General features: G+C 66.4%; 6 protein-coding genes and 1 pseudogene. 4 read left to right on the plus strand and 3 right to left on the minus strand.

Annotated features, from left to right (window positions below; genetic code table 11):
* Window positions 1-239: 239 nt before the first annotated feature.
* Window positions 240-1,850 (minus strand): DUF2207 family protein, encoded by a 1,611-nt coding sequence (locus tag ACIBG0_RS31770; protein WP_397037541.1) that lies wholly within the window; start codon window positions 1,848-1,850, stop codon window positions 240-242.
* 153 nt (window positions 1,851-2,003) lie between these two features.
* Between ACIBG0_RS31770 and ACIBG0_RS31775 the strand changes: the two genes are divergently transcribed.
* Both ACIBG0_RS31775 and ACIBG0_RS31780 read left to right on the plus strand, forming a co-directional pair.
* On the plus strand, window positions 2,004-3,146 hold the full coding sequence (locus ACIBG0_RS31775; RefSeq protein WP_397037543.1) for a neutral zinc metallopeptidase: 1,143 nt from the start codon (window positions 2,004-2,006) through the stop codon (window positions 3,144-3,146).
* A gap of 433 nt (window positions 3,147-3,579) precedes the next feature.
* Window positions 3,580-4,614 carry a neutral zinc metallopeptidase gene (locus ACIBG0_RS31780; RefSeq protein ID WP_397037545.1) on the plus strand — a complete coding sequence of 345 codons (1,035 nt, stop codon included), beginning with the start codon at window positions 3,580-3,582 and terminating at the stop codon, window positions 4,612-4,614.
* A gap of 65 nt (window positions 4,615-4,679) precedes the next feature.
* On the opposite strand, the gene ACIBG0_RS31785 is transcribed toward ACIBG0_RS31780, so the two are convergent.
* The gene (locus ACIBG0_RS31785) at window positions 4,680-5,975 is read right to left on the minus strand and encodes an ammonium transporter (RefSeq protein ID WP_397037546.1); all 1,296 of its coding nucleotides are present in this window, start codon (window positions 5,973-5,975) and stop codon (window positions 4,680-4,682) included.
* Window positions 5,976-6,055: 80 nt separating this feature from the next.
* Window positions 6,056-6,880, minus strand: coding sequence for a hypothetical protein (locus ACIBG0_RS31790; RefSeq protein ID WP_397037548.1), 825 nt, complete (start codon window positions 6,878-6,880; stop codon window positions 6,056-6,058).
* A 465-nt stretch (window positions 6,881-7,345) separates the two neighbouring features.
* Here ACIBG0_RS31790 and ACIBG0_RS31795 point away from each other — a divergent pair.
* A pseudogene (locus ACIBG0_RS31795) lies at window positions 7,346-8,926 on the plus strand (DNA polymerase III subunit gamma and tau); the annotation flags it as partial.
* A gap of 2,427 nt (window positions 8,927-11,353) precedes the next feature.
* Window positions 11,354-12,568, plus strand: a complete 1,215-nt coding sequence (locus ACIBG0_RS31800) for an acetyl-CoA C-acetyltransferase (RefSeq protein WP_397037550.1) — start codon at window positions 11,354-11,356, stop codon at window positions 12,566-12,568.
* The last annotated feature ends 177 nt before the right edge of the window (window positions 12,569-12,745 follow it).

The following is a 12,745-nucleotide window of genomic DNA, read 5'->3' on the forward strand; positions in this document are numbered from 1 at the left end:
CCTGTGCGGCGGGTTGGTGGCCGAGGCGGTTCCTGTTGTCCTGCACAGACTCCCCGCCTCGGCAGTCCCGTCAATTGCTGTCGAATGGTTGCCCGACCGTCCTGGCCACGTCGTGTGCCGTATCGACACTCGGACCGGCTGCTGTTGTGTTGCAGGGACTTTCATTGTCGCCAGTAGTCATATGGTGGTCGGGCGGGGTGTCGCGCCACCATATGACTACCGTCGATGGGCTGCCCACCTTAGGCGAAAAGGCCTTCGAGGGCGGTGATGAAGTAGGGGAAGTGGCCGGCGAAACGTTGCAGGTTGCGGTCGCGTTCGAAGGTGCCGAACCAGTAGAGGCCGGGTTGGGAATCGGCCGCGAGGTTCAGGTCGCGGAAGGCGCGGATCCAGTTGTCGGCGCGGCCGCCGATCACCATGAACGGCAGCGCACGCGAGAAGACCAATTCCTGGTCAGCGGGTGGGATCTGGTCGCGGGTGGTCGCGTCCAGGCCACGCTGGAGTGCGCGGATCCTGCCGACGAGTTCGCGGCCCTGGGCGGTGCGGACCGGTAGGAATCGCGGCAGCAGCACGGTCGCGACACCGGCGAGCAGGATGGCGACGCCGACCAGGGCACTGCCCGAAGTGAGCGCCAAGATGACGGTCGTGGCGATTCCGCCGACGATCAGTGCCCCACCCAACAGGATCGGCAATCCGATGCGGGCTCGGTCGATGAAGGCGCCGCGCTCGACCGCATTGGCGAGCATTGCGCTGCGCACAGTTTGGGACTGCACGCGGCCCGGCGCGCGCAATTCACCGACGGTCACCGAATCGGTGCCGTCCGGCAGCAGCGCGCGATAGACCGCCTTCTCGTAATCGCGCAGTTGGTCATCGGGCGCGTTCACCCGGTCGATGCGCCAATCGGTATCGCTGACCGGCGTGATCCAGATGTACCGGCGCACCGCGAGGTCGATCACCGTCGCCGCGATATCGCTCGGATCGGCATGTTCGTCGAGCAATACGCCCGCCTCGCCGGGCAGAATGCCGTCCGGAGAGGTGAACTGCACCTGCTTACCGTCGCGTAGCAGCGGATCGATCGTCTCCGAACCGGCTGTGGCAGCAGCGTTTTCCCGCCTCGTCATGAGCACGTAGGCAGCCATTGCGGCCAGTGCGAGCAGCAGCGCACCGAATGCGACGAGCACCGGGGTCGTGAAGGAGAAGGCACCCGCTTCGCTGTTATCACGAATATCGGCATTGGCGGGCACCGTGCCGGGCGGCATTTGCAAGGTCAGGTCGATATTGTCGCCCTTGCGCAGGTCGGTCTGGCGCCAGTAGAGCACCCCGTCCGCCTCGATCTGCAGATCCGAGCACTGCCGCAGATTGCCGGGCGGGCCCAATTTGCAGTCGACCACACCCATTTCGTAGCTCGGGCTGATCAGGGACGCATCGATCGATGCGACATCGGCATTGATGGTGCCGAGCCAGCGGAAGACCTGGGTGCCCGGCGCGTCGCTGACCGTGTTGTGGATCGCGTAGGTGAAGGTCGATTCACCCGGCTTGGCATCGATAGTGAACAGATCGTTCGCCACTGTCGCGGTGCCGGTGCCCTTGGTATCGACATCGGTGACCTTGAAGACGCGTTCGACGTCGTTGCCGACCTTGAGGCGCAGCGGCAGTGTCATTTTGAAGCCGCTCTCGGCGGGGACGGTCACCTTCTCGGTGACCTCGAGCACACCCTCGCGGCTCAGCTTCAGATCCGCGACAATCTCGACGCCATCGGTTGCGGGCTCCGTGTGGGCAAGCGGTGCGGCGGCCAGCATTCCCGCAGCGGCGAGAAGCAGCGCGCTCGCGGCGCCCCCCCGTAAAGTCAGCATGGCTGCCTACTCTAGACAAGTTGCTAAGCTGCGTCAGCAGCCCGGCGCGAGCGACGGGTCCGCAGGCGGTAGCGCAGCGTAACCACGAAGGGCCCCGGGAGCGCCGCAAATTCAACACGGTCGGCGATCATGAGACGAGGGGGTACGGGGGACATGACCCAACCACCGTACGGCTATGGGCCGGTTCCGCCTGGGGGACAACCGGTTCCGCCGCGCCCCGGTGCGCCATATGGCCAGCCCGCATATCGTCCCGCGCCGGGATATGGGCAGCCCGGATACGGCCAGCAGCCGGGTTATCCGTCCGGCTACGGCCAGCCCGGTTATGGTCCACCGCCGGGTTATGGCCAGCAGCCCGGTTATCCAGTGCACGGATACGGACAGCGCGCGCCGATGCCCTACGGTCCGCCCGGACGTCCACCGCAGCAGCGCAAGAGCGGCGGCGGATGGATCGCGTTGCTGTTGATCATTGTGGTCGTGGTCGTGGGCGGCCTGGTGCGCGGCGCGATTTCGCACGGCAGGCACAGCAGCACTTCCTCCGGACCCGGCCCGAGCATGACCTACACCCCGGATTCGAATGGGGGTGTATCGGAGACCGGAACCAACCCGCTGCTGACCGATCCGAACACCACCTTGATCCCGGCGAAGTGCTCGTACTCGACGTGGAGCACCCAGGTGGACACCGCGCGCAAGTTCTTCGAGACCGCCGCGGCCTGCCTGGAATCGGCGTGGAAACCCGTACTGGCACAGAAGAATCTGCCATTCCAGTCGCCGACGCTGAATGTCAGCGCGACCACGGACGGCATCACCACCCCGTGCACCGGCTCCACCAGTAATTTCGCTGCTTTCTACTGCCCGGCGAACAAGACGATCTACATGCCGATCAGCCAGTTGCAGACCGAGCTGTTCAAGGACAACTGGATTGTCTATCTGTCGGTCTTCGCCCACGAATACGGCCACCACGTACAGGCGATGGCCGGAATCCTGCGCAAGGCCAATAGCGATCGCGTCGACGCGGGCGTACGCAGCGACCGCGGTTTGGAGCTCTCGCGCCGAATCGAGTTGCAGGCCAACTGCTTCGACGGCATGTACCTCGGCTCCTCGTCCAATGGCGGTTCGCTGACCACATCGCAGATCACCCTCGCTCGCCGCGACGCACACGGCCGCGGCGACCAGCGCGGCGATATGCGCGATCACGGGACGGCGGAAAACGGCGGCACGTGGTTCGAGATCGGGGTGGACAAAGACCGGGCGGCACAGTGCAATACGTTCACCGCGTCGGCCAGTTCAGTGTCGTGAGTAGATGACGCGGCCGCCTCACGGCTATGGTTCGTCGCCCGGATATCAGCCGACGCCTGCGCATCAACCCGCGCCTGGGCATGAGTCCGCGCCCGGACATGAGTCCGCGCCCGGACATGAGTCCGTGCCTGGTCATCAACCCGCGCCCGGTCATCAACCCGCGCCCGGTCATGAGTCCGCACCTGGATATCAGTCCGTGCCTGGTCATCAACCCGCGCCCGGTCATCAACCCGCGCCCGGTCATGAGTCCGCACCTGGATATCAGTCCGTGCCTGGTCATCACTCAGCGTCTGGGCATCAGCCCGCGCCCGGATTTCCATCTGCTCCGGGATATCAAACCGCTCCCGGATATCAGCAACCGCCGGGATATGTTCCGCCACAGAGTTATCCGTCGGGATACTCTCCGCCCTATGCGGCGCCCTACGGTCCGCCGATGCCGTATCAGCGGTCGGGTTATCCGCCGCGTCCGTACCCGCCGCGACGCAGGAGTTCGGGTGCTGGGCTCAGTGCCCTGTTCGGTGTGCTGACGGTTATCGTCGTGGTCGCCGGACTCTTTGTCTCATCGGCGATTTCGGCCGATAACGAGAAGAAGCGCAACCGTCCCTCGGCCTACACCCCGCCGACGCCGAGCTACACCTACACTCCGCCGACTTCATCATCGACCTCCTCGCCAATCCCGACATCGCCTGCCGCGGCGGCGGCCACCAGCCGCGCCGCCGCGCCGACCACGACGAAACCCGCCGGGCCGCAACCGGTCGCGAAGCTCGGGGACAATCCGCTGTTCAGCGATACCGACAACGGGCTGATCAATATCGACTGCGATTTTCCGTCCTGGGCCGCTACGGCCGCCGCGGCCCAACGATTCTTCGAGGCCGCAGCGGCTTGTCTGGACAAGAAGTGGCGGCCCGCCCTGCAGGGATCGAACCTGCCGTTCTCCAGCCCGAATGTTCGGGCGCCCGCCCTAGCACAGGACGAGTCGTCGCCGTGTACCTCATCCGGTGGCAACTATGCGGCGTTCTACTGTTCTGCGAACCATACGATCTACATGCCGCTCGATCACATCCAGGTGGAGAAGTATGGCAATGATGTGGTCATCTACTTGGCGGTCTTCGCGCACGAGTACGGCCATCACGTGCAGGCGATCTCCGGGATGACACAGCAGATGAACACCGAACGCAGCGCGGCGGGCACCCGCAGCGCGCGCGGGCTGGAGCTGTCACGCCGCATGGAGTTGCAAGCGCAGTGTTTCTCCGGAATGTACGTCGGCACATCGGTCTACGATGGTGTCTTTTCCGATGCGCAAGGGGCCCGTGCGACGAAGGACACGTATGGGCGCGGCGACAAGCAGGGTGACGCGCGGGATCATGGTACCGGGCAGAACGCCGGGGACTGGTTCACGCAGGGCTACAAGACCGATCGGACATCCCAGTGCAACACCTGGCTGGCATCGGCGGACCAAGTCGCGTAGTTATGCCGTCGGCCGCGTCGTGACCTCGGGCTCAGTAAAGTGCTGTGGCGCTGTTGGTGTTCGTATCAGTGATCGTCACCGTGCAGGTGCCCGAAGTGCCCCTCACCGAAGCGCCGCGGCGCATGTCCGTGCACGCCTTCGGCATACGCGGTCTCCGCATGCAGCACAGAGTCGATGCCCGCGATCTCGTCTTCCTTGCTGACCCGGAATCCGAGGAACCGGTCGATGGTCTTGCCGAGTGCGAACGAGATGGCGAAGGCATACACCGCGACCACCAGCACGCCGACCAACTGCTTGCCGAACTGCGCGAGTCCGCCGCCGTAGAACAGACCCTCGACACCCCCGGTCATCACCTGGTTGGCCAGGAGTCCGATCAGCAGCGTGCCGACGATACCGCCGACGAAGTGCACACCGACCACATCGAGCGAATCGTCATAGCCCGCTTTGAACTTCCAGCCGACCGCGAAGGAACACACCACACCGGCCGCTAGACCGACAATGAGCGCGCCGAGCGTATTCACCGAACCGCACGAAGGCGTAATCGCGACCAGACCGGCCACCACACCCGAGGCCGCACCGAAGGTGGTCGGCCGACCGTCGCGGATCTGCTCGACCGCGAGCCAGCCGAGCATGCCAAGACAGCCTGCCACCAGAGTGTTCAGGAATACCGCTGCCGCAACACCATTCGCGGTCAGGGCCGAGCCGGCATTGAAACCGAACCAGCCGAACCACAGCAGACCCGCGCCGAGCAGCACGAACGGCAGATTGTGTGGACGCATCGCATCGGTCTTGAAGCCGATGCGCGGTCCAAGCACGAGGGCCAGAGCAAGCGCGGAGGCGCCGGAGGCGATCTCCACGACCATGCCACCGGCGTAGTCGAGCGCGCCGAAGGAGGCCAGCCAGCCGTCCGGACCCCACACCCAGTGCGCGATCGGTACATAGACCACAAGTGCCCACAGCGGTACGAAGACCATCCAGCCCGCGAACTTCGCGCGGTCCGCGATCGCGCCGCTGACCAGTGCCGCGGTCAGGATCGCGAAGGTCAGCTGAAAGGTGGCGAACAGCAGTTCCGGAATCGTGCCGTGGACGGAATTCGGATCAATGCTCGCCATCCCGACGTGGTCGAGATTCCCGATCAGACCGCCACCCGCGTCCTTGCCGAATGCCAGGCTGTAACCGGCCACCAGCCACACCACGGTTACCAGCGGGATCGCGATGAAGTTCATCATCAGCATGTTGAGTACGCCGGTCGAGCGCACCATCCCGCCGTAGAAAATGGCGAGTGCGGGCGTCATCATCAGCACCAGTGCCGTACTGATGAGCAGCCAGGCGGTGGCCGCGGGATCGATGGTTGAGGACACGGGGTAACTCCTTCCACGCTAAATGCGTTGCGAAGAAGTTACCGAATGCTCACATCGTCGCTGTTTATCGGCCCAGACAGTTAGCGCCGCGCCTTCTTGGCCAACGCGCGTAGGCCGCGTCGCCCTGGCACCGGCAGGTCATCGCGTTCGGCCATCCATTCGGCGGTGGTGAGCCACCGGCGCTGGATGCGCGCGTCGGCGGTGTCGTGGAAGATCCGGCGGCCGCGGTCGTCGCGCAGGTCGTGGGCGAGGGTGGACCAGCGCGGCGGACGGTCATTTTCGGCGAGATAGTCGCGCAGATAGGTCGCCACGATCGTGCCGATGGTATTGACCGGTCGCAGCGAAACCCGATTGCCGTACTTCGCGGAGTAGAAGCGTCTTGCGGCGCAGAGGGAACCGGGATTGGCATTGGAAGCGATCCAGCCGGCGCGCTGTGCGCGTTCGATCAACCAGAGGTGTTTCACCGCCGTCGGGGCGATCGGGCCGATCCGGTCCCGGATCAGTGCCATCACCGGTTCGGACTGCAGCACATCGCGTCGGGTGGGACCGGTGCCGTGCGCGATCCAGTGGTCCTCGGACAGCCGGGCCAGTATGCGGCCGAAGTCATCGATGCTGCGCTGGGCCCGGCGGCCGAGGCGTTCGATGCGTTCGGCCTCCCTGCGCATCTCGTTCTGCGCCGTGAGGGTGCGGATCGCCGCCATGGTCGGCACCTGGCCACGTTCTAGTAGTTCGAGGATGGCGGCGGCGGTCGACGGATCGGCGGCCGCGGCCACCGGTAGCGAATCGCGTTTGATCGCGAAGTCCTGAGGGCTGATCGCCCGGCTGAGCAGGTCGACGGCGGCATGGTCGTCGGCGAAATCGGTGCTCGAAAGCCAGGCGGCGGCGATGTCGTCACACGACGGCACGGTGGAAATATCCTCCGGTGAAAGTGGTGTGAGTCGGCGAAAAGCGCCGGAATTCTGGGTTTCAGGTTGTGCCCCGGTCGGGATGAGGGACCGGCCGGGGCCACCAACCTGATGAAGGTTTGGCTACCGAAGTTGCCGATCACCACGGTAGCCAGGCGATTGCGTAGATGTCATGTCGGTTGATTGATTCGTTATCTCCGTTTATGGATCCAGAACCGGGGCGTGAGTTCAACTAATCGGCGCGAAGTGCACTGGACGGCCGCCAAAATTCGCCGTTCATCCGTTCTCGATCTTCGATTGCTCCGGTATTGCCGCCTTCGCCGCTGATCAGTGGGGGCTAACAAAGGTTTTAGCATCTTGTGATCTACATCACATATGTGACACGAAACGCCCCGCGCCGCGCCGCGCCCGGCCTGTCGGTCGCGAGGAATGTGCTTTGTCGGTGGGCGCCGGTAACCTCTGGCCGTGGCTCTGTACCGGAAGTACCGACCGGCAACGTTCGCTGAAGTGGTGGGTCAGGAGCACGTCACCGACCCGCTGAGTACCGCCCTCGACACCGGTCGCATCAGTCATGCCTATTTGTTTTCCGGCCCCCGGGGCTGTGGCAAGACCTCCTCGGCGCGCATCCTCGCGCGCTCGTTGAACTGTGTACAGGGCCCCACCTCGACACCCTGCGGCGTTTGCCCCTCCTGTGTCGCGCTCGGACCGGGCGGTCCGGGCAATCTCGATGTGATCGAACTGGACGCCGCGAGTCACGGCGGTGTCGACGACACCCGCGAACTGCGAGACCGGGCCTTCTATGCGCCCGCGGAGTCGCGGTATCGGGTGTTCATCGTCGACGAAGCGCATATGGTCACCACGGCCGGGTTCAATGCGCTGCTCAAGATCGTCGAGGAGCCGCCGGCCCACCTGATCTTCATCTTCGCCACCACTGAGCCGGACAAGGTGCTGCCCACCATCCGCTCCCGCACGCACCACTACCCGTTCCGGCTGCTGCCGCCCGCCACCATGCGCGGACTGCTCGGCAAGATCTGCGAGCAGGAGCAGGTGCCGGTCGAGGAGGCGGTGTACCCGTTGGTGATCCGCGCGGGCGGTGGGTCACCGCGCGACAGTCTGAGTGTGCTCGACCAACTGCTCGCGGGCGCCGGACCCGAGGGCGTCACCTATTCGCGGGCGGTTTCGCTGCTCGGCGTCACCGATGTCGCGCTGATCGACGATGCGATCGACGCGCTCGCCGCCAGCGATGGCGCCGCTCTGTTCGGCACCATCGACCGCGTCATGGAGGCGGGCCACGATCCGCGCCGCTTCGCCGTCGACCTCTTGGAACGCCTGCGCGACCTGATCCTGCTGCGGGCCGTCCCCGACGCCGCCGACCGTGGTCTGGTCTCCGGCCCCGGCGATGTCCTCGACCGCATGCGTGAACAGGCCGAACGCACCGGCCCGGCCACGCTGGCCAGGCATGCCGAGCTCCTGCACGAGGGCCTCGGCGAAATGCGCGGCGCCACCGCCCCCCGCCTGCTGCTCGAGATCGTCTGCGCCCGCATGCTCCTCCCATCGGTCTCCGACGCCGAATCCGCAACGCTGCAACGCCTGGAGCGCCTCGAACGCGGCATAGCCACCGCGGCGGCACCGCCCGCCACCGCACCCTCCGCCCTGGCGCAGCCCGAAGCCCCTGCCCAATCGACCCCACCACGTTCGCCCAACGAACCTCCCCGCCGCCGAGGCGCGGAACTCCTCGCCGCCGCCCGCCGCGAAAAAGACGCCACCCGCGGTGGCGCGAGCCCTGCGAGCGCTGCTGGGCAGGCTGGTGTTGCTGGGCAGGCTGGTGTTGCTGGGCAGGCTGGTGTTGCTGGGCAGGCTGGTGTTGCTGGGCAGGCTGGTGTTGCTGGGCAAGCTGGTGCTGTCGGGCAGGCTGGTGCCGGGCACGCTGGTGTCGCCGGGCAAGGTGCTGCTCCCGGGCGGAGCCTTCCTGCTGAACGAGCCGCGGCGGCGGTGCGGTCGACTGCCGATCAAGAAAGCCTGACCGGTGGGCAGGATCCTGTCGCCCGCCGGAACGCGGCTGCCGAACAGGGCGATGTCGGTGGCCAGCACCTTGCCGATGCGCAGGATCCGGCGGTCGGACACAGCGCTGTGGCAGCACAGCCCTCGGCGACAGCAGAGGATCGGACCACCAGCGAGCATTCGGTTGTTGGGCGGAGCCCGGACGCGCGGAAAGGCGACGCAGGGGTCGGATTCGCTTTCGTCCCCGGCGATTCGACGGCGCAGGACGGCGAGACGCAGACGGGTGCATATCCCACACTCGTCGAACGGGGCGTGAGTACCGGACAACTCGGCGCGACAAATCCAACCGGAGCTGATGCCTCGGCCGGGACGAGCGGCGCACCCGTCGACGCGGCCTCCTCAGGACAAGCAGGCTTCGATGCTTCGCCGGGTGCTGCCGCTGCTTCGGCCGATGCCGCTCACGGGGAGGCTTCCGCCACGTCTTCGGGCGCCGAAGCTGCGGATCGAGCCGTCGCGTCCGGCCTCGGTGGAGCCGAATTCGCTGATGCCGCGGACTCGCAGGCCGCCACTGAATTGCTGGAAACCAAAGGGGCGCAGGCGGTCTCCGAGGCAACTGCGCCGCGACAGCGCGACTACTCCGATTCCGCAGATGCGCCGGCTGCGTCGAATTCGAAAGCTGCGCAGTCGATTTCGGGTCAGTGGTCTGATCAAGCTGCCGCAAGTGGGGTGTCGTCCGGGGTCGGTCCGGCACAAGCGAGCGAGCAGACCAGTGGGGCCGGCGCGAGTGTCGAAACGCACCACGACGCTGCGGGGCAGCGGTCGGAGCGAGATTTCGCGGATCCGGTCGGAGCTGGTGCCGCGGCGCAACGCGGTGAGTCGGCGGCGGGGGTGGGCTCGGATCGGCGGGGTGCTGCCGAGCGGCAGGGGCGTCCAAATCGTGCTTTTGAGCAGCCCGGACGTGCACAAAATGCTGCCGAGCAGCGGGGGCGCGCGCAAAATGCTGCGGAGCAGCCCGGACGTGCGCAAGGTACTGCGGAGCAGCCGGGACGTGCAGAAAATGCTGTCGAGCAGTCGGGGCGTGCGCAAGGTACTGCGGAGCAGCCGGAACGTGCACAAGGTACTGCCGAGCAGCCCGGACGTGCGCAAGGTACTGCGGAGCAGCCGGGACGTGCACAAGATGCTGTCGAGCAGCCGGGGCGTGCGCGAGGTGCTGTCGAGCAGCCGGGGCGTGCGCGAGGTGCTGTCGAGCAGCAGGGGCGTGCGCAAGGTACTGCGGAGCAGCCGGGACGTGCACAAGATGCTGTCGAGCAACCGGGACGTGCACAAGATGCTGTCGAGCAACCGGGACGTGCACAAGATGCTGTCGAGCAGCAGGGGCGCGCGCGAGGTGCTGTCGAGCAGCCGGGACATGCGCAAGGTACTGCTGAGCAGCAGGGACACGGTGCCGTGCGGCAAGGCGGTGCGCAGGGTGGCGCGGACCAGGGCGGTGCGGACGTCGCGCAGCAGGGGGATTTGTTGCGGGCGGTGGAAGGAGCCTGGGGGGAGATTCGGGCGAAGGTTCGGGAGTTCGGGCCTACGGTGCAGGCGTTGTTGTCGGGGGCATCGGTGGCGCGGATCGAGGGGGAGGTGATCGTATTCGCGCATCAACATGCGCCGTTGGCGCAGCGGCTGTCGGATCCGCGGAATGTGGAGGCGGTGCGGTCGGCGGTGCGGGCCGTGCTCGGCAGCGATCATCCGGTGCGCTGGGAGGCGGGTGGGGCGACGCCTCGGCCTGCGGCTGCCGCACCCAAGACGAGCCGGGGGCGCGGTCAGGGCGGGCAACAGACCGCCAATGCGTCGGGACGTGAATCCGGCAACCCGGCCGGACGCGGTTCGGATGCGCCTGCACCGCCGCGGTTCTCGCGGCCGAGTCAGGCCAGGGCGGCCGCCGATCCCGCGGCGGCCGCCGGTCAGCGGCCGGCGCCGAGTGGCGATCCGCGGTCGTTCCGCGGCGACGACGATATTCCGCCGCCCGATTACCCGGATCTACCCGATGACCCCGGCCCAATGGATTACGCGCCGATCGATGGCGTCCCGCCGCCCTCCACCCCGGAGGAGGAGCAGGAGATGCTGGCCGAATCGCAGACCCCGGTGGCGCCGGGGGATCGGCGCGACCCGGATGAGGTCGCCGTGGAGTTGCTCAAAAGTGAGCTGGGTGCCACACGTCTCGACGGTTGACAACCCGCGTTCACAAGACGTTAAGTTAACCGGAGTTCGCACACGACGGTAGTATGAACGGGTGGCCGCGAGCCACGGTATGGCGAAGTTCTATGGTAGGCGCAGGCATGCGTGTACCGAGTACTCGTCATCGCCGCTGCTTGTCGACTTTTGTACAGCGTCAGGACGGTCGGTCTCCGGACCGATCGGCGAGGTCACTCGCATGGACGGACGAATGTTCGGCCGCCGCACCCTTAAGGAAGGAAACACTCCGATATGACCACAGAGGCCTACATTTACGAGGCCATCCGCACCCCGCGCGGACGCGGCAAGAAGAACGGTTCGCTGCACTCGGTCAAGCCGATCGATCTGACTGTTGGTCTGATCCAGGAGCTGCGCGGCCGTTTCCCGAACCTCGACGAGGACCGGATCTCCGACCTGATCCTGGGTGTCGTCGCGCCGGTGGGTGACCAGGGTGCCGATATCGCCCGCACCGCCGTGACCGTGGCCGGCCTGCCCGACACCGTCGGCGGCTTCCAGCTCAACCGCTTCTGCGCCTCCGGCCTCGAGGCCGTCAACCTGGCCGCGCAGAAGGTCCGATCCGGCTTCGATGACCTGGTCATCGCCGGTGGCGTGGAGTCCATGTCCCGCGTGCCGATGGGCTCCGACGGTGGCGCATGGGCGCTGGACCCGGCCACCAACTACGACACCTACTTCGTGCCGCAGGGTGTCTCCGCCGACCTGATCGCCACCATCGAGGGCTTCTCCCGCGATGACGTCGACGCCTACGCCGTGCGCTCGCAGGAGCTCGCCGCCAAGGCGACCACTGGCGGCTACTTCGCCAAGTCGATCGTTCCGGTCAAGGACCAGAACGGCCTCGTCGTCCTCGACAACGACGAGCACATGCGTCCCGGCACCACCGCCGAGGACCTGGCCAAGCTGAACCCGTCCTTCGCCGTGGTCGGCGAGATGGGCGGCTTCGATGCCGTGGCGCTGCAGAAGTACCACTTCGTCGAGAAGATCAACCACGTCCACCACGGCGGTAACAGCTCGGGCATCGTTGACGGCGCCGCGCTGGTGTTGGTCGGTTCGGAAGAGGCGGGCAAGGCCTCCGGCCTGACCCCGCGTGCGCGCGTCGTCGCGACCGCCACCAGCGGCGCCGACTCCACCATCATGCTGACCGGTCCCACCCCGGCCGCCAAGAAGGCGCTGGCCAAGGCGGGCCTGACCCTCGATGACATCGACCTGGTCGAGATCAACGAGGCCTTCGCCTCCGTGGTGCTGAAGTTCCAGAAGGATCTGCAGATCCCGGACGAGAAGCTGAACGTCAACGGCGGTGCCATCGCGATGGGCCACCCGCTGGGTGCCACCGGCGCGATGATCACCGGCACCATGGTCGACGAGCTGGAGCGCCGCAACGGCCGCTACGCGCTGATCACGCTCTGCATCGGTGGCGGCATGGGCGTCGCCACGATCATCGAGCGCGTCTAACCCAACCGACAGCTGAGAATTCACGGCGGCGTTCGCGCAGGCCCGGAGGCGGTAGCTTGCGTAGCCACGCAGGGACCGCGAACGCCGCCAATTAGACACAGGAGACACAGAGCAGTGAGCGAGCGCAGCGAGCGAACCGAAGACACAGCGCGCGTCGCGCCCGGCGAAGCCGGGAGC

It is taken from the genome of Nocardia sp. NPDC050630, from assembly GCF_044457245.1.
Taxonomy (GTDB): domain Bacteria; phylum Actinomycetota; class Actinomycetes; order Mycobacteriales; family Mycobacteriaceae; genus Nocardia.